The sequence below is a fragment of the Streptomyces sp. NPDC041191 genome (genome assembly GCF_055591945.1).
Map to the genome: position 1 here is coordinate 34,013 of NZ_JBVIZC010000003.1, position 17,027 is coordinate 51,039.

Genomic DNA, 17,027 nt, shown 5'->3' on the forward strand with positions numbered 1-17,027 from the left:
GCGGGGTGGGTCAGCTCTCGACCTTCGGCGCGGGCTCGGACTTGTAGCCGGAGGGGCCGAAGTGCTCCTTGACGAGCTTCTCCCAGGTGCCGTCGGAGACCATCTTCTCCAGCGCCTTGTTGATCTTGCCGCGCAGCTCGGCGTCGCCCTTCTTGAGGCCGATGCCGTACTTCTCGTCGCTCATCCGCAGGCCGGCGAGCTTGAACTTGCCCTGGTTCTCCTTCTGGGAGGCGTAGCCCGCCAGGATGGAGTCGTCGGTGGTGAGGGCGTCGACACGCTTGTTCTCCAGGCCGGTCAGGCACTCGGAGTAGCCGCCCAGCTGGCGCAGGTCGGCCTTGGGGGCCAGCTTGTCGCGGACGTTCTGCGCGGAGGTCGAGCCGGTGACCGAGCAGAGCTTCTTGGAGTTGAGGTCCTCGACCTTGGTGATCGAGGTGTCGTCGGCGCGCACGAGCAGGTCCTGGTGGGCCAGGAAGTACGGGCCGGCGAAGTCGACTTCCTTCTTGCGCTTCTCGTTGATCGAGTAGCTGGCGACGATGAACTTCACGTCGCCGTTCTTGATCAGGTTCTCGCGCTCGGCGCTCGGCGCCTGCTTGAAGTTGATCTTGTCCTCGGCGTAGCCGAGCTCCTTGGCCACGTACCGGGCCACGTCGACGTCGAAACCGGCGTACTTGCCGTCCGGGGTCTTCAGGCCCAGGCCCGGCTGGTCGAACTTGATGCCAACGGTGATCTTGTCGCCGTTGCTCCCGGAGTCGGACCCGCCACCACAGGCCGTCGCGGTCAGCGCGAGCAGGACGACGGCCGCGGCGGCGGCGGAGGTGTTGCGAAGCTTCATCGAGGAAAGTCCCTTGGCTAGGCGTGAGTGGGGAAGAATAGGCCCGAACTCGCTCAGTGGTGAAGGATCTTGGAGAGGAAGTCCTTGGCGCGATCGCTGCGCGGGTTGCTGAAGAACTCCTCGGGCGACGCCTGCTCGACGATCTTCCCGTCCGCCATGAAGACGACCCGGTTGGCGGCGGAGCGCGCGAAGCCCATCTCGTGCGTCACGACCACCATCGTCATGCCCTCCTGGGCCAGCTGCTGCATGACCTCCAGGACCTCGTTGATCATCTCCGGGTCCAGCGCCGAGGTCGGCTCGTCGAAGAGCATGACCTTCGGGTCCATCGCCAGCGCGCGGGCGATCGCCACGCGCTGCTGCTGACCGCCGGAGAGCTGGGCGGGGTACTTGTCCGCCTGGGTGCCGACGCCCACCCGGTCGAGCAGGGCGCGGGCCTTGGCCGCGGCGGCCGTCTTCTCCGTACCGCGGACCTTGATCTGCCCCAGCATCACGTTCTCGAGCACGGTCTTGTGCGAGAACAGGTTGAACGACTGGAAGACCATGCCGACGTCGGACCGCAGCCGGGCGAGCTCCTTGCCCTCCTGCGGCAGCGGCTTGCCGTCGATGGTGATGGTGCCGGAGTCGATGCTCTCCAGCCGGTTGATCGTGCGGCACAGCGTCGACTTGCCGGACCCCGAGGGCCCGATGACGACCACGACCTCGCCGCGGGTGATCGTCAGATCGATGTCCTGGAGGACATGCAGTGCGCCGAAGTGCTTGTTCACGTCGGACAGTACGACCAGGTCGTCCGCGGCACGCGGGGCGTTCTCCGGACCCTTGGACACTGACTCTCCGCTCATCGGCCTCTTGCTCCGTCCTCCTCGGTTGGGGAGGACACTAGAGACCGGGTGTGACGAGCGTCATCACATCTGAGCGGAAATTGAGGATAACGATCCGGCCGCGAGCGGGCACGGCGTGTGAAGACAGTGCCGCCGGCCGCCCCGGACGCGCCGCGCGGGCGCCTCCGTCACGGAGGGAGACTCGGCCACGGCGCCGATGAACGGTGTTCATGCCCCGGTACCACCTGATACACAGAGAGCCGTCACCCGGCGCGAACGTCCGGGGGCGCGCAGGAAACGAAGAAGAAGCCGCAGAACCCGCAGAACCCGTAGAGGCCGCGGAACCCGGAGAGGACGGAGGAGGTACGCATGCGACTGCTGCTCGTGGAGGACGACGACCACGTCGCCGCCGCCCTCTCCGCGATCCTCGCCCGGCACGGCTTCAGCGTCACCCACGCGCGCAACGGCGAGGAGGCGCTCCAGGCCGTCCTGCCCACCGCGCGGGGGGAGCGCCCCTCCTACGGCGTGATCCTGCTCGACCTCGGTCTGCCCGACCAGGACGGCTACCAGGTCTGCGGCCGCATCCGGAAGCTCACCACCACCCCGGTGATCATGGTGACCGCGCGCGGGGACGTGCGCTCCCGCATCCACGGGCTCAACCTCGGCGCCGACGACTACGTCGTCAAGCCCTACGACCCCGGCGAGCTCCTCGCCCGCATCCACGCCGTCAGCCGGCGCAGCACCGGGCCCGAGGAGGCGTCCGGCGGCGCGGGAACCACCGACGGCACTTTGCTGCGGCTCGGCTCCGTCACCGTCGAGCTGCCCACCCGCAGGGTCAGCGTCGGCGGCGAGGGCGTCCAGCTCACCCGCAAGGAGTTCGACCTGCTCGCCCTCCTCGCCCAGCGGCCCGGGGTCGTCTTCCGCCGGGAGCAGATCATCAGCGAGGTCTGGCACACCAGTTGGGAGGGGACCGGCCGCACCCTGGAGGTGCACGTCGCCTCCCTGCGCTCCAAGCTGCGGATGCCCGCCCTGATCGAGACCGTGCGGGGCGTCGGCTACCGCCTGGTCGCCCCCTCCGCGTAACCCTCCGGCGGTCCCTCCGTGCGCACCCGACTCCTTCCTCTGCTCATCGTCCTGATGGCGGGCGTCCTGCTCGCCCTCGGCTTCCCGCTCGCCGCCGCCCTCGCCGCCTCCGAACAGCAGCGGGTCGTCGTCGACCGGCTCGACGACGCCGCGCGCTTCGCCGCCCTCGCCCAGTTCGTCAGCGAGAGCGGCCCCGGCGTGGACGAGCGGCGCGTCACGCTCGGCGGTGAACTCGCCAGCTACCACGACGTGTACGACATCCGGGCCGGGGTCTTCTACCGGGGCAACCGTGCCATGGCCGCCGCCCCCGGGGACTGGGTCGTTCCGTACGACGGGGAGGGCAGGCGCGCCTTCAACGAGGCGCTGCTCGGCCGCCGCAGCCACGATCCTCCCCAGGTCTGGCCCTGGCAGGACGGTGCGCGGCTCATCGTCGCCTCCCCGGTCGTCCGGGACGGCGACGTCGTCGCCGTCGTCGTCACCGACTCGCCCACCCGGCAGCTCCGCTCCCGCATCCTGCACGGCTGGCTGCTGATCTTCGCGGGCGAGGCCGCCGCGATGCTGCTCGCCGTCGGCGCGGCCTTCCGGCTCACCGGCTGGGTGCTGCGGCCGGTCCGGATCCTCGACGCCGTCACCCACGACATCGCCACCGGGCGGATGAACTCCCGGGTCGCCGCCGCCGGGGGCCCGCCCGAACTGCGGCGCCTGGCACGCTCGTTCAACGAGATGGCCGACAACGTGGAGGAGGCGCTCGAACAGCAGCGGGCCTTCGTCGCCGACGCCTCCCACCAGCTGCGCAATCCGCTCGCGGCCCTGCTCCTGCGCATCGAGCTGCTCGCCCTGGAGCTGCCCGAGGGCAACGAGGAGATCGCCTCCGTACGGACCGAGGGCAAGCGCCTCGCCCGGGTCCTCGACGACCTCCTCGACCTGGCGCTGGCCGAGCACGCGGCGGCCGAACCGCGGCTCACCGACGTCGGCGCGCTCACCGCCGAGCGGGTCGCGTCCTGGCGGCCGGTCGCCGAGGACAAGGGCGTCGTCCTGGCGGGGGAGTGCGGCGCGGTCACGGCCTGGGCGGACCCGGTGGCCCTCTCCAGCGCCCTCGACGCGGTGATCGACAACGCGCTGAAGTTCACTCCGGCCGGGGAGCGGGTCACGGTCGGCGCGGCGCCGGACGGGGAGAACGTCACCGTCGTCGTGGCCGACCACGGCCCCGGCCTCACGGAGGAGGAACTGGGCCGTGTCGGCGACCGCTTCTGGCGCTCGGGCCGGCACCAGAACGTCAAGGGCTCCGGCCTGGGCCTCTCCATCGCGCGCGTCCTGCTGACGGCCGGCGGGGGCGGGGTGGCCTTCTCTCCGAACGAGCCGCACGGGCTCCGGGTGACGGTCACCGTCCCCCGGAACGCACCGGCGGAGAGGGCGTAGGGGCACCGCCGGGCCCGCGCCCCCGGACCGGGGCCTTCACGGGGCCGCCGTCCCGCCGGGCCCGCGTCCCCGGACCGAGGGCCTTCACAGGGCCGTCGTCCCGCCGGACCGGCGCACCCGGGTCAGGGTTTCACCGAGCGGTAGTAGCGGCGGGCGCCGTCGTGAAGTTTCAGGGGTTCCGTGTAGACGGCGGTGCGCAGGTCCACCAGCTGGGCCGGATGGACCTGGCGGCCGATCCCGTCCCTGCTCCCGATCACCGTACGGGTGAAGCCCTCCACCAGGCCCGGGTCGGCCTCCTCCGTGGTGACCAGGAGGTTCGCGACGGCCAGCGTCTCCGTCGGCCGGCCGTCCTGCGCCTTGGCGTACGCCTCGGCCGGTATCACCGCCGAGCGGTAGTGGCGGGTCGAGGCGCCGACGTCGTGCAGCCGGTCGATCAGGTCCGCGTCCAGCGGGAGCAGCCGGACGGGGAAGCGTTCGGACAGCGTCTGCACCGCCTGCGTGGGCAGCCCGCCCGACCAGAAGAAGGCGTCCAGTTCGCCGCGCTCCAGGAGTCCGGGCATCGTGTCGATGCCGGCCGGGACCGCCTTCACGTCCCGGGAGGGCGCGAGCCCCGCCGCCGCGAGGACCCGGTCGGCTATCAGCCGTACACCGGACCCGTCCTGGCCCACCCCCACCCGGAGGCCCTTCAGGTCCCGCACCCCCTGCCACGGCGCCCCCTTGCGCACCACGAGCTGCACGTAGTCGTCGTACAGCCGGGCGCAGCCCCGCAGCCGTTCGAACCCGGGCCTGCGCTCCCGCTGGTACTGGGCCACCGCGTCGGCCGTGGCGACGGTGAAGTCCGCCTCGCCCGTGGCCACCCGGGCCAGGTTCTGCTGGGAGCCCTCGCTGTCCTCGAGGGTGACCGAGACCTCGGGCAGGTCCTTGGCCAGGGAGTGCTTGAGGAGTTCCCCGTACCGCTGGTAGACGCCGGTGGGGACGCCCGTGCTGAAGGTGACCGAGCCCCTCGGGGCGGGGGAGCCGAAAGGAACCAGCCACCACACGAGGACCCCGCACACCGCGAGCAGCGCGCCCGAGGCCGCCAGGGCACGGCGGCGGGCTGCGCGGGAGAGCGAGGCGAACATGGAAGCGATCCTGCCAGCCGGCCGCCGTCCCTGGCCAGGGACGGCGGAGGTCCGGCCGGGCCCGCGACGGATCCCGACGGTTCCGTTCGGCGCCCCGGCGTCCCGGACCCGGTGACCGCCCGGCCCCTCCCGGTGCTCCGGACCCGGTGACCGCCCGGCCCCCGGTGCACCGGGCACGGAACCCGGAAGGGGACCCCTTCCGGACCGCCTACCCTGGACGCATGACGAGCAGCAGCGACCGGAGCACCGCAGTGAGCGTTGACGGCACCAAGACCTACGAGATCCGCACCTACGGGTGCCAGATGAACGTCCACGACTCCGAGCGGCTCTCCGGTCTGCTGGAGGAGGCGGGTTACGTACGGGCGCCCAAGGGCGCCGACGGCGACGCCGACGTCGTCGTCTTCAACACGTGCGCGGTCCGTGAGAACGCCGACAACAAGCTGTACGGCAACCTCGGCCGGCTCGCCCCCATGAAGACCGCCCGTCCGGGCATGCAGATCGCCGTCGGCGGCTGCCTCGCCCAGAAGGACCGCGACACCATCGTCAAGAAGGCCCCGTGGGTCGACGTGGTCTTCGGCACGCACAACATCGGCAAACTGCCGGTCCTCCTGGAGCGCGCCCGCGTCCAGGAGGAGGCGCAGATCGAGATCGCCGAGTCCCTGGAGGCGTTCCCCTCCACGCTGCCGACCCGCCGCGAGTCCGCGTACGCCGCCTGGGTCTCGATCTCCGTCGGCTGCAACAACACCTGCACCTTCTGCATCGTCCCGGCCCTGCGCGGCAAGGAGGAGGACCGCCGGCCCGGCGACATCCTCGCCGAGATCGAGGCGCTGGTCGCCGAGGGCGTCTCCGAGATCACCCTGCTCGGCCAGAACGTCAACGCGTACGGCTCCGACCTGGGCGACCGCGAGGCGTTCTCCAAGCTGCTGCGCGCCTGCGGGGGGATCGAGGGCCTGGAGCGGGTCCGCTTCACCTCCCCGCACCCCCGCGACTTCACCGACGACGTGATCGCCGCGATGGCCGAGACCCCGAACGTCATGCCGCAGCTGCACATGCCGCTGCAGTCCGGCTCGGACGCGATCCTCCGGGCGATGCGCCGGTCCTACCGGCAGGAGCGCTTCCTCGGCATCCTGGAGAAGGTCCGGGCGGCGATCCCGCACGCGGCCATCTCCACCGACATCATCGTGGGCTTCCCCGGCGAGACCGAGGAGGACTTCGAGCAGACGATGCACACCGTCCGCGAGGCCCGCTTCGCGAACGCCTTCACCTTCCAGTACTCCAAGCGCCCCGGGACCCCGGCGGCCGAGATGGAGGGGCAGATCCCCAAGGAGGTCGTGCAGGAGCGCTACATGCGGCTCGTCGCGCTCCAGGAGGAGATCTCCTGGGAGGAGAACAAGAAGCAGGTCGGCCGCGTCCTGGAGGTCATGGTCGCCGAGGGCGAGGGCCGCAAGGACGGCGCCACCGACCGCCTCTCGGGCCGCGCCCCCGACAACCGGCTCGTCCACTTCACCAAGCCGGACGAGGACGTGCGCCCCGGTGACGTCGTGACCGTCGGGATCACCTACGCCGCCCCGCACCACCTCCTGGCCGAGGGGCCGGCCGTGTCGGTGCGCCGCACCCGCGCGGGCGACGCCTGGGAGAAGCGCACCGCCGAGAAGCCGAAGGGCGTCCTCCTCGGCCTCCCGAAGATCGGCGTCCCGGCGCCCCTCCCGGCGGCCGGGGTTCCGGCCTGCGGGACCCACTGACCCCGGCGAACCGCCCCGGCGGCCGTCGCGAGGCGCCGTCCCTCCGTGAACCCGGCCGTCCCCGGACGGCGCGGACCGGGAGCAGTAAGGTGCGGATCATGCTTGTCGCCGCAGCCGTCTGTCCCTGTCCGCCGCTTCTCGTGCCCGAGGTCGCGACCGGCGCCGCTCCCGAACTGGACGCCGCGCGAGCGGCCTGCGCGGACGCCGTGGGGGCGCTCGCCGCCGCGCGTCCGGACCGGCTGTACGTGGTCGGTCCCGCCGCCGAGGGCACGGAGGGCGTCTTCCCGTCCGGCACCACGGGCTCCTTCGCGGGCTTCGGCGTCGAGCTCTCCGTACGGCTCGGCGACACCCCCCTGGCTGTCGACGCCGACCGGCCCCTGCCCGCCTCCCTCGCCGTCGGGGCCTGGCTCCTCGGCCGGGCCGACTGGGCCGGCGTGCCCGTGGACGGCCTGGGCGTGGCCGCGTCGGCCGACGCCGACCTCTGCGCCGGGGCCGGGCGCGCCCTCGCCGCCTCCGCCGAGCGCGTCGCCCTCCTCGTGATGGGCGACGGCAGCGCCTGCCGGACCGTGAAGGCCCCCGGCTACCTGGACGAGCGGGCCGCGGACTTCGACGCGGAGGCCGTCCGGGCGCTGGGCGGCGCCGACGGACCCGCGCTGCTCGCCCTCGACGCCCGGCTCGCCCGCGAGCTGAAAGCGGCGGGCCGGGCGCCCTGGCAGGTCCTCGCCGGCGCCGCCGAGGGAGCCGGTCTCGGCGGCCGGATCCTCCACGAGGACGCCCCTTACGGGGTGGAGTACGTCGTCGCCGTCTGGTCCTAGGGGCCGACAGGAACCGGCAGGAACCTACAGGGGCGGACGATCGCCGGTACGACGGCGGACGGCCGCGGAGCGCTTCGCTCCGCGGCCGTCCGCGACGACGGGGAACGGCCCGCCGGGTGTCTCCGGAGCCGTCAGGCCGCCGGCGGCGGCGTACCGCCGCTTCCCGGGAAGCCGCCACCGGTGCCGGGCGTGGCGCTACCGCCCGGCGTGCCCCGGGTCCCGGGCGTGGCGCCGCCGGGTGTGCTCGCGGTCCCGGGGGTGCCGCCACCGGGCGCGCCCCCGTCCTTGTGGCCCATCCGGTCGATGGCTTCCTTCGCCTTGCCCGTGCCGGACCGGATCTTGTCGCTGTACTTGCCCTTGGTCCGCTCGTCGACCGCCTTCGCGGCCTTGTCCAGGCCCTGGTCGATCTTGTCTCCGTGCTGCTGCGCCAGGTCGGCCACCTTCTCCTTGGCCGGGCCGAGCTTCGCCTTCAGCGAGTCCATGAGACCCATGGGGCACCTTCCCTCCACGAGCCCTCGCGGGCCCGTCCTCGTGTCCTGTCCCCGGTGTCCCGGGGCACCGACCGCACGCGTCCTCGCCGACCCGCGGTCCGCTCCGGCCGGCGCCGAGGCCGTGCCGGCGGCCGCCGTACCGTCCGCGTTCCCGCTCCTGCCCGGAGAACTCCCGATCGCGTCCGTTCGTTCCGCTTCCCGGGAAGGAAAATTGCCAAAACGCCCATATCCACTCCTCAGCCTACTCGGCGGAGGGGGTCCGGACGGTGACCGACGGTCGTGACCCCGCACCGGACGGCGGAGCCGGACGGGGTCCGTCGCACGGCTCGTTCGGGGAGGGGCCGGGAGGTTTGCGAGACTGTGGCGGTGAGAAGCGCAGCTCCCGCCCCGCGGGTCATCGCCGTCGTCGGCCCCACGGCGGCCGGAAAGTCCGATCTGGGTGTGTTCCTGGCCCAGCAGCTCGGCGGCGAGGTCGTCAACGCCGACTCGATGCAGCTGTACCGGGGGATGGACATCGGGACCGCCAAACTGACACCCGAGGAGCGCGGCGGCGTCCCGCACCACCTCCTCGACGTCTGGGACGTCACGGAGACCGCCAGCGTCGCCGAGTACCAGCGTCTCGCCCGCGCCGAGATCGACCGGCTGCTCGCCGTCGGCCGCACCCCCGTCCTCGTGGGCGGCTCCGGACTGTACGTGCGGGGAGCCGTCGACGCGCTGGAGTTCCCCGGCACCGACCCCGCCGTCCGGGCCCGTCTGGAGGCAGAGCTCGACGCGCACGGTCCCGGCGCCCTGCACGCCCGGCTCGCGGCGGCCGACCCCGACGCGGCCCGCGCGATCCTGCCCGGCAACGGGCGCCGCATCGTCCGGGCCCTGGAGGTGATCGAGATCACCGGCAAGCCCTTCACCGCCAACCTCCCCGGACCCGACTCCGTCTACGACACCGTCCAGATCGGCGTCGACGTCGCCCGCCCCGAACTGGACGAGCGGATCGCCACGCGCGTGGACCGGATGTGGGAGGCCGGTCTGGTGGACGAGGTGCGCGCCCTGGAGGCGCGGGGCCTGCGCGAGGGGCGCACCGCGGCCCGCGCGCTCGGCTACCAGCAGATCCTCGCCGCGCTCGCGGGGGAGTGCACCGAGGACGAGGCGCGCGCCGAGACCGTGCGCGCCACCAAGCGTTTCGCCCGCCGCCAGGACTCGTGGTTCCGCCGCGACCCGCGCGTGCACTGGCTCAGCGGGGCCGCCGACCACCGGGGGGAACTCCCGGGACAGGCGCTCGCGTTGGTCGAACGAGCGGTTACAGCCTGATCACGTGATGGCATCGGGACGCCCTGCCCGTCATTCCGGCGGGCGGGAGCGTGCCATCATCGAGCATCGATCGACCGAGTCGAGTCCGAGTGGGGAGGGCGCGTGGCGATGGAGGCCGGCCCTCGCGACAGAGAACAGCACGGAGCGGCCCTGGGCGACCCGACGGAGGATCCGTCGGGCGAGGTGCCCGGGCGGCCGGCCGGCGGTGTCCCGGCGGTGGTCCCCGGACTGACCCCGGACGGCCCCGACGACGCGGTCGGCACCGCCGTCGAGGTGGACGCCGACGAGGTCGAGGTCGAACTGCGTCCCCAGCGGCGCCTGCGGATCTGGCAACTGGCGCCGATCGTCGGTCTGGCCGCCGTCGGCTCGCTGATGTTCGCGTTCCCGCTCGCCTTCGGTTCCGGCGACGGCGGCGCCGTCCTCGCCATGCTCGGACTGCTCATCAGTTCCTGTGCGGCGGGCTGGGGGGTGATGGCGGCCCGCAAGGTCGGCCACACCTGGCCCGGCCTTCCGGCGCGCGGCTCCGGCGAGCGCCCGGACTGGCGCGTCCTCGCCCTGTACGCGGCGACCATCGCGGTCCTGGTCGCCCTCGCGGTCTGGCGCGTGGCCCGCCTCCGCTGACCCGCCCCGTACAGTTGATCCCGTGACCAGCGCGCAGACCTCCCCCTTCCGTTTCCTCAAGGGCCACGGCACCGAGAACGACTTCGTGATCGTCCCCGACGCGGAGAACGCCCTCGACCTGCCCCCCGCGGTCGTCGCCCGGCTGTGCGACCGGCGGGCCGGTATCGGGGGCGACGGGCTGCTGCACGTCGTGCGCAGCGCCGCCCACCCCGAGGCCCGGCACCTGGCCGACGAGGCCGAGTGGTTCATGGACTACCGCAACGCCGACGGCTCGGTCGCCGAGATGTGCGGGAACGGGGTCCGGGTCTTCGCCCGCTACCTGGAGCACGCCGGACACGTCACCACGGGCGAGGTGGCCGTCGCCACCCGGGGGGGCACCAAGCACGTCCGCCTCGGCGAGGACGGCTCCGTCACCGTGGCCATGGGGCGCGCGGTCCTCCCCGGGGCCGGCGTCACCGTCACCGTCGACGGGCGCAGTTGGCCCGCCCGCAACGTGAACATGGGCAACCCGCACGCGGTCGCCTTCGTCGAGGACCTCGACCACGCCGGGAGCCTGTTCACCGAGCCGTCCTACGCGCCCGCCTCGGTCTACCCGGACGGGGTGAACATCGAGTTCGTCGCCGACCGGGGCCCCCGCCACGTCGCCATGCGGGTCCACGAGCGCGGCGCCGCCGAGACCCGCTCCTGCGGCACGGGCGCGTGCGCCGTCGCCGTCGCCGCCGCCCGCCGGGACGGCGTCGATCCCGCCGGGAGCGGCGCCCCCGTCACGTACACCGTCGACGTCCTCGGGGGGACCCTGATCATCACCGAGCACCCCGACGGGCGGATCGACATGACCGGCCCGGCCGTCATCGTCGCCGAGGGCACCGTCGACCCGGCCTGGCTCGCCGCGGGCGCCTGAGGGGCCCCGGGGCGGCCGGACCCCGCGAGGGAACGGGGCCGGGAAACGAGACATCCCCGGAATCGAAACTGTCAACGGCTGATTTATCGCTCGAATGGGTGATCCGTTTCACGCTGAGCGAGAGCGTGACTGCGCCGCGTGGTGGGGTCGGTAGCATCAAGCACCGGCCCCGGGCACGCCTGGCCCGCCCACCGCCGGTCGATGTCGCCGGAGGTGCCCCATGAGCCCAGAGGCCACCAACCCCGTGAGCGCGGCCGAGGACGCCGCCACCGACGTGACCGTCCGCAGACGCGGGCGCGCCCGTATCGATCTGCGCCGGCTCGGCCGCGCCGCCCTCCTCGGCGCCACCGCCGGACCGTCCCCCCGCGACCGGCTGCCCGACGCCATCGGTCACGTCGCGGAGGCCCACCGCGCCCACCACCCCGAGGCCGACCTGGGCGTGCTGCGCCGGGCGTACGTCCTCGCCGAGTCCTCGCACCGCGGTCAGTTCCGCAAGAGCGGCGAGCCGTACATCACCCATCCGCTCGCGGTCACCCTCATCCTCGCCGAACTCGGCGCGGAGACCACCACCCTGACCGCCTCCCTCCTCCACGACACCGTCGAGGACACCGAGGTGACGCTCGATCAGGTGCGCCGGGAGTTCGGCGAGGAGGTCGCCTACCTCGTCGACGGCGTCACCAAGGTGGAGAAGATCGACTACGGCGCCGCCGCCGAACCCGAGACCTTCCGCAAGATGCTCGTCGCCACCGGCAACGACGTCCGGGTCATGTCGATCAAGCTCGCGGACCGCCTCCACAACATGCGCACCCTCGGCGTGATGCGCCCCGAGAAACAGGCCCGGATCGCCCGGGTGACCCGGGACGTCCTCATCCCGCTCGCGGAACGGCTCGGCGTCCAGGCCCTCAAGACCGAACTGGAGGACCTCGTCTTCGCCATCCTCCACCCCGAGGAGTACGAGACCACGCGCGCCCTCGTCGCCGGCGCCCCGCACGCCGCCGGCGAACTCGGCGCCGTCGCGGAGCAGGCCGAAACGGTCCTGCGCGAGGCGGGCATCGGCGCCGAAGTCCTCGTCCGCCCCCGGCACTTCGTCTCCGTCCACCGCGTCCGCCTCAAACGGGGCGAGCTGCGCGGCTGCGACTTCGGACGGCTCCTCGTGCTCGTCGCGGAGGACGCCGACTGCTACGCGGTCCTCGGCGAACTGCACACGTGCTTCACCCCGGTGGTCTCCGAGTTCAAGGACTTCATCGCGGCGCCCAAGTTCAACCTGTACCAGTCCCTGCACACCGCGATCGCCGCTCCCGACGGGGCCGTGGCCGAGGTCCTCATCCGGACCCACCGGATGCACAGGGTCGCGGAGGCCGGGGTCGTCGCCCTCGGCAACCCCCACGGGGGCCAGGAGGCGGCCGGACCGCCGGACGGCGCCGCGCACCCGGACGCCGCCGCGTCCCCGGCCGAGGACGGCGAGCGCGTCGACCCCACCCGGCCCGGCTGGCTCTCCCGCCTCCTCGACTGGCAGCAGGCCGCCCCGGACCCCGACACCTTCTGGTCCTCCCTCCGCGCCGACCTCGCCGAGGACGAGGAGATCACCGTCTTCCCCACGGACGGCGCCGCTCCCGGTCCGCTCAGCCTCCCCGCCGGCGCCAGCTGTGTCGACGCCGCCTACGCCCAGCACGGCGAGGCCGCCCACGGCTGCCTCGGCGCCCGCGTCAACGGACGCCTCGCGCCGATGAGCACCGTCCTCGGCGACGGCGACACCGTCCAGCTCCTGCTCGCCCGGGACGCCGTGTCCGGCCCGTCCCCCGAATGGCTGGACCACGCCCGGACCCCCGCCGCCCGGATCGCCATCACCGGCTGGCTGCGGGCCCACCCCGAGAGCACCGCGCCCGCCGCCGCGCCCGCCGACCCCCGGCCCCCGGCGGGCCCGGCCGCCGACCGCCGCACGGGCACCGAACTCCACGCCGACCTGGACGGGGAGCGGCCCGCGGCCGTCCGGCCCGCCGGGTGCTGCACCCCCGTGCCGCCCGACGAGATCACCGGCTTCCGGGTGCACGGCGGATCGGTCACCGTCCACCGCTCCGGCTGCGCGTCCGCCGCCGCCATGCGCCGGGTGGGCCGCGCGCCCGTCACCGTCCGCTGGGGCGACACCGCCCAGGGCAGGGTCACCCTCGTCGCCGAGTCCTTCGGGCGGCCCGGCCTCCTCGCCGATCTCACCGACGCCATCGCCACCGCCGGCGCCGCCGTCGTCTCCGCGACCGTCGAACCGCCCAGCGAACAGCGGGTCCGCCACACGTACACCCTCCACCTCCCCGACGTGGCGGAGCTCCCCGCCCTCATGCGGGCCATGCGGGACGTGCCCGGGGTGTACGACGTGCGCCGCGCCCGCCACCGGGCGTCATCGAGACCGCGCCGGGCGTGACCGGACACGGGCGCCCCGGGACGGGGAAGAGGTGGCCCACCGCCGCGGCCGGACGCGGGCATTCCGTGGCGCGCGGGCGGCGGGACACCGGTACGACCGGGTGCGAGGGCGACACCGCCCGTGGCCGTGGCCGTGACGCCCTTCGGGTGGCGGGCGTGCGCGCCGCCCCCGCGATCGGGGAAACCCCTGGTAGCCGTAGGTCCAGTCCTCCGGAAAGGCCCTGGCCCATGCCGCTCGTCCGATCCCCCCTGTCCCGTGCGCGGCGGCTCCGTTCCGCCGCCGCGGTCGCCGCGGCGGCCGCGCTCGTCGCCGCCGCACCGCCCGCCCCCGCGCCGCTCGGCATCGGAGACCCGCTCTTCCCGCACCTCGGCAACCCGGGCTACGACGTCCTGGCGTACGCCATCGACGTGGCGTACCCCGGGGTGAACACGAAGCCCCTCTCCGCCGTGACCCGGATCGACGCGCTCGCCACCGACGACCTGGAACGGATCAACCTCGACTTCGCCCGGGGCGAGGTCTCCGCCGTCACCGTCGACGGACGGCCCGCCGCGTACACGAGCCGCGGTGAGGACCTGGTCGTCACCCCCGCCGAGCCGGTCGGCGCGGGCGAGCCGGTCCGCATCACCGTCACCCACACCAGCGACCCCACGGGGCCCGCCGCCACCGGGGGCTGGGTCCGCACCGGCGACGGCCTCGCCATGGCCAACCAGGCCGACGCCGCCCACCGGGTCTTCCCGTCCAACGACCACCCGGCGGACAAGGCGTACTTCACCTTCCGGATCACCGCCCCCAGCGGCTTCACCGCCGTCGCCAACGGCCTGCCCGCCGGACGCGTCCGCCACGGCTCCACCACCACCTGGACCTACCGCACCCGCCACCCCATGGCCACCGAGCTGGCCCAGATCTCCGTCGGTCGCTCCGCCGTCGTGCGCCGCGAGGGCCCGCACGGCCTGCCCCTGAGGGACGTGGTGCCCGCCGCCGACCGGGAGCGCCTGGAGCCCTGGCTCCGCAGGACCCCGGGCCACCTGGAGTGGATGGAGCGGCAGGTCGGCCGGTACCCCTTCGAGACGTACGGCGTGCTCGTCGCGGACGCCGCCACGGGGTTCGAGCTGGAGACCCAGACCCTCTCGCTCTTCGAACGCTCCCTCTTCACCGAGCCCGCCTACCCGGAGTGGTACGTCGACTCCGTCATGGTCCACGAGCTGGCCCACCAGTGGTTCGGCGACAGCGTCTCGCCCCGCACCTGGTCCGACCTGTGGCTCAACGAGGGACACGCCAGCTGGTACGAGGCGCTGTACGCCGAGGAGCACGCCGGTCCGTCCCTGGAACGGCGCATGAAGGCCGCCTACGCCGCCTCCGACGGGTGGCGCGCGGCCGGCGGCCCGCCCGCCGCCCCCGAGCCCCCCTCGCCGGGCCACAAGATCAGCCTCTTCCGGCCGGTCGTCTACGACGGCAGCGCCCTGGTCCTCTACGCCCTCCGCCAGGAGATCGGCACCGAGGCGTTCCGGCGCCTGGAACGCCTCTGGGTCGCCCGGCACCGGGACGGGAACGCCGCCACCGCCGATTTCGTCGCCCTGGCCGGCCGGACCGCCGGGCGCGACCTCACCGGCTTCCTCCGGGGCTGGCTGTACGGAACGAAGACCCCGCCCATGCCCGGACACCCGGACTGGCGCAGCGACCCGGTCAGGACGCAGGGGAGCACGCCGAAACGCGGGTGACGGGCCCGGCGGAGCCCCGGACGGGCGGGCCCGGGGGCAGGGGCCGGCGTCCGCCGGGGGCCCGGGGACCGGGGACGGCGGGCACCGCGAAACCCGGATGACGGGCCGTGGCGGGCCGTGTCACCATCGTCGGGTCGGCGGCGCGGCCGGGCCGGGAATCTTCCGGTGCCCGCGGACGTTGTCACCGGTGGACACCTCTTTCCTCTCATCGATCGACGTAAGGATCCAATGACCTCCTCTTCATCCCCTTCCCAGGACGAGCAGCGCTTCGCGGAGACGAGCCGTACCGAGAGCCTTCGGGCCGATGCCCTGATGGAAGAGGACGTCGCCTGGAGCCACGAGATCGACGGAGAGCGGGACGGCGACCAGTTCGACCGCTCCGAGCGCGCGGCCCTGCGCCGTGTCGCGGGCCTCTCCACCGAACTCGAGGACGTCACCGAGGTCGAGTACCGCCAGCTGCGCCTGGAGCGCGTCGTGCTGGTCGGCGTCTGGACCTCGGGGACCGTGCGGGACGCCGAGAACTCCCTCGCGGAACTCGCGGCCCTCGCCGAGACGGCGGGCGCCCTCGTGCTCGACGGTGTGATCCAGCGCCGCGACAAGCCGGACCCGGCGACCTTCATCGGCTCCGGCAAGGCGCGCGAGCTGCGGGACATCGTGGTCGAGACCGGCGCCGACACCGTCGTCTGCGACGGCGAGCTCAGCCCCGGCCAGCTCATCGCCCTCGAAGACGTCGTCAAGGTGAAGGTGGTCGACCGGACCGCACTCATCCTCGACATCTTCGCCCAGCACGCCAAGTCCCGGGAGGGCAAGGCCCAGGTCGCGCTCGCGCAGATGCAGTACATGCTGCCGCGCCTGCGCGGATGGGGCCAGTCGCTCTCCCGGCAGATGGGCGGCGGCGGCGGTGGCGGCATGGCCACCCGCGGTCCCGGTGAGACCAAGATCGAGACCGACCGGCGCCGCATCCGCGAGAAGATGGCGAAGATGCGCCGGGAGATCGCCGAGATGAAGACCGGCCGCGACGTCAAGCGGCAGGAACGGCGCCGCCACAACGTGCCGTCGGTCGCCATCGCGGGCTACACCAACGCCGGCAAGTCCTCCCTGCTCAACCGGCTCACCGGCGCGGGCGTCCTCGTGGAGAATGCCCTGTTCGCCACCCTCGACCCGACCGTCCGCCGGGCCGAGACGCCCACCGGCCGGGTCTACACCCTGGCCGACACCGTCGGCTTCGTGCGGCACCTCCCGCACCACCTGGTCGAGGCGTTCCGCTCCACCATGGAGGAGGTCGGCGACTCCGACCTCATCCTGCACGTGGTGGACGGCTCGCACCCCGCCCCGGAGGAACAGCTGGCCGCCGTCCGCGAGGTCTTCCGGGACGTCGGCGCGGTGAACGTGCGGGAGATCGTCGTCATCAACAAGGCCGACGCGGCGGACCCGCTGGTCCTCCAGCGCCTGCTGCGGACGGAGAAGCACTCCATCGCGGTCTCGGCCCGTTCGGGCCGTGGCATCGCGGAGCTGCTCGCGCTCATCGACGCCGAGCTGCCGCGGCCGCAGGTCGAGATCGAGGCCCTCGTGCCGTACACGCAGGGCGGTCTGGTCTCGCGGGTGCACGCCGAGGGCGAGCTGGAGTCCGAGGAGCACACCCCCGAGGGCACCCTGGTCAGGGCCCGGGTGCACGAGGAGCTGGCGGCGCTGCTCGCGCCGTTCGTCCCCGCCGCGCACTGACGGCCCGATACGGAGGCGCCGGC

The 17,027-nt window shown here is 73.5% G+C and carries 14 protein-coding genes; 10 read left to right on the forward strand and 4 right to left on the reverse strand.

Annotation, left to right across the window (positions count from 1 at the left end):
- Window positions 1-10: 10 nt before the first annotated feature.
- Both ACZ6AQ_RS06170 and ACZ6AQ_RS06175 read right to left on the reverse strand, forming a co-directional pair.
- Window positions 11-832, reverse strand: a complete 822-nt coding sequence (locus tag ACZ6AQ_RS06170) for a glutamate ABC transporter substrate-binding protein (protein WP_468757887.1) — start codon at window positions 830-832, stop codon at window positions 11-13.
- Between the two features lie 53 nt (window positions 833-885).
- Window positions 886-1,671 (reverse strand): amino acid ABC transporter ATP-binding protein, encoded by a 786-nt coding sequence (locus tag ACZ6AQ_RS06175; RefSeq protein WP_388694310.1) that lies wholly within the window; start codon window positions 1,669-1,671, stop codon window positions 886-888.
- Window positions 1,672-2,019: 348 nt separating this feature from the next.
- Between ACZ6AQ_RS06175 and ACZ6AQ_RS06180 the strand changes: the two genes are divergently transcribed.
- Together ACZ6AQ_RS06180 and ACZ6AQ_RS06185 are read left to right on the forward strand one after the other, a co-directional pair.
- The gene (locus tag ACZ6AQ_RS06180; protein ID WP_468757888.1) at window positions 2,020-2,733 is read left to right on the forward strand and encodes a response regulator transcription factor; all 714 of its coding nucleotides are present in this window, start codon (window positions 2,020-2,022) and stop codon (window positions 2,731-2,733) included.
- A gap of 18 nt (window positions 2,734-2,751) precedes the next feature.
- Window positions 2,752-4,152, forward strand: a complete 1,401-nt coding sequence (locus ACZ6AQ_RS06185; protein ID WP_468757890.1) for a sensor histidine kinase — start codon at window positions 2,752-2,754, stop codon at window positions 4,150-4,152.
- Window positions 4,153-4,274: 122 nt separating this feature from the next.
- Here the strand turns inward: ACZ6AQ_RS06185 and ACZ6AQ_RS06190 are convergent, their stop codons facing one another.
- Window positions 4,275-5,273, reverse strand: a complete 999-nt coding sequence (locus ACZ6AQ_RS06190; protein WP_468757892.1) for a TAXI family TRAP transporter solute-binding subunit — start codon at window positions 5,271-5,273, stop codon at window positions 4,275-4,277.
- 221 nt (window positions 5,274-5,494) lie between these two features.
- Between ACZ6AQ_RS06190 and miaB the strand changes: the two genes are divergently transcribed.
- Both miaB and ACZ6AQ_RS06200 read left to right on the forward strand, forming a co-directional pair.
- On the forward strand, window positions 5,495-7,015 hold the full coding sequence (miaB, locus tag ACZ6AQ_RS06195; RefSeq protein ID WP_468757893.1) for a tRNA (N6-isopentenyl adenosine(37)-C2)-methylthiotransferase MiaB: 1,521 nt from the start codon (window positions 5,495-5,497) through the stop codon (window positions 7,013-7,015).
- A gap of 98 nt (window positions 7,016-7,113) precedes the next feature.
- On the forward strand, window positions 7,114-7,830 hold the full coding sequence (locus tag ACZ6AQ_RS06200) for a class III extradiol ring-cleavage dioxygenase family protein (protein ID WP_468757894.1): 717 nt from the start codon (window positions 7,114-7,116) through the stop codon (window positions 7,828-7,830).
- A 131-nt stretch (window positions 7,831-7,961) separates the two neighbouring features.
- Here ACZ6AQ_RS06200 and ACZ6AQ_RS06205 read toward each other — a convergent pair whose 3' ends face one another.
- Window positions 7,962-8,321 carry an antitoxin gene (locus ACZ6AQ_RS06205; protein ID WP_468757895.1) on the reverse strand — a complete coding sequence of 120 codons (360 nt, stop codon included), beginning with the start codon at window positions 8,319-8,321 and terminating at the stop codon, window positions 7,962-7,964.
- 366 nt (window positions 8,322-8,687) lie between these two features.
- Between ACZ6AQ_RS06205 and miaA the strand changes: the two genes are divergently transcribed.
- The 6 genes from miaA (at window position 8,688) to hflX (ending at window position 17,004) form a co-directional block, all read left to right on the forward strand.
- Window positions 8,688-9,626, forward strand: coding sequence for a tRNA (adenosine(37)-N6)-dimethylallyltransferase MiaA (miaA, locus tag ACZ6AQ_RS06210; RefSeq protein WP_468757896.1), 939 nt, complete (start codon window positions 8,688-8,690; stop codon window positions 9,624-9,626).
- A gap of 108 nt (window positions 9,627-9,734) precedes the next feature.
- Window positions 9,735-10,247 carry a hypothetical protein gene (locus tag ACZ6AQ_RS06215; protein ID WP_468758547.1) on the forward strand — a complete coding sequence of 171 codons (513 nt, stop codon included), beginning with the start codon at window positions 9,735-9,737 and terminating at the stop codon, window positions 10,245-10,247.
- A gap of 22 nt (window positions 10,248-10,269) precedes the next feature.
- Entirely contained in the window at window positions 10,270-11,148 is an 879-nt protein-coding gene (gene dapF, locus ACZ6AQ_RS06220; protein ID WP_468757898.1) for a diaminopimelate epimerase, read from the forward strand.
- A gap of 220 nt (window positions 11,149-11,368) precedes the next feature.
- A complete protein-coding gene (locus ACZ6AQ_RS06225; RefSeq protein ID WP_468757900.1) occupies window positions 11,369-13,564 on the forward strand; it encodes a RelA/SpoT family protein in 2,196 nt (731 codons plus the stop codon).
- Between the two features lie 227 nt (window positions 13,565-13,791).
- Window positions 13,792-15,282 carry a M1 family metallopeptidase gene (locus ACZ6AQ_RS06230; protein WP_468757901.1) on the forward strand — a complete coding sequence of 497 codons (1,491 nt, stop codon included), beginning with the start codon at window positions 13,792-13,794 and terminating at the stop codon, window positions 15,280-15,282.
- Window positions 15,283-15,510: 228 nt separating this feature from the next.
- Window positions 15,511-17,004 carry a GTPase HflX gene (gene hflX / locus ACZ6AQ_RS06235; protein ID WP_468757902.1) on the forward strand — a complete coding sequence of 498 codons (1,494 nt, stop codon included), beginning with the start codon at window positions 15,511-15,513 and terminating at the stop codon, window positions 17,002-17,004.
- The last annotated feature ends 23 nt before the right edge of the window (window positions 17,005-17,027 follow it).

Excerpts from the sequence above, each read along its gene's own strand:
- ACZ6AQ_RS06170 (WP_468757887.1), bottom strand. The coding sequence starts at position 832 with ATGAAGCTTCGCAACACCTCCGCCGCCGCCGCGGCCGTCGTCCTGCTC.
- ACZ6AQ_RS06175 (WP_388694310.1), bottom strand. The coding sequence starts at position 1,671 with ATGAGCGGAGAGTCAGTGTCCAAGGGTCCGGAGAACGCCCCGCGTGCC.
- ACZ6AQ_RS06180 (WP_468757888.1), top strand. The coding sequence starts at position 2,020 with ATGCGACTGCTGCTCGTGGAGGACGACGACCACGTCGCCGCCGCCCTC.
- ACZ6AQ_RS06190 (WP_468757892.1), bottom strand. The coding sequence starts at position 5,273 with ATGTTCGCCTCGCTCTCCCGCGCAGCCCGCCGCCGTGCCCTGGCGGCC.
- miaB (WP_468757893.1), top strand. The coding sequence starts at position 5,495 with ATGACGAGCAGCAGCGACCGGAGCACCGCAGTGAGCGTTGACGGCACC.
- ACZ6AQ_RS06200 (WP_468757894.1), top strand. The coding sequence starts at position 7,114 with ATGCTTGTCGCCGCAGCCGTCTGTCCCTGTCCGCCGCTTCTCGTGCCC.
- ACZ6AQ_RS06205 (WP_468757895.1), bottom strand. The coding sequence starts at position 8,321 with ATGGGTCTCATGGACTCGCTGAAGGCGAAGCTCGGCCCGGCCAAGGAG.
- ACZ6AQ_RS06215 (WP_468758547.1), top strand. The coding sequence starts at position 9,735 with ATGGAGGCCGGCCCTCGCGACAGAGAACAGCACGGAGCGGCCCTGGGC.
- ACZ6AQ_RS06225 (WP_468757900.1), top strand. The coding sequence starts at position 11,369 with ATGAGCCCAGAGGCCACCAACCCCGTGAGCGCGGCCGAGGACGCCGCC.
- ACZ6AQ_RS06230 (WP_468757901.1), top strand. The coding sequence starts at position 13,792 with ATGCCGCTCGTCCGATCCCCCCTGTCCCGTGCGCGGCGGCTCCGTTCC.
- hflX (WP_468757902.1), top strand. The coding sequence starts at position 15,511 with ATGACCTCCTCTTCATCCCCTTCCCAGGACGAGCAGCGCTTCGCGGAG.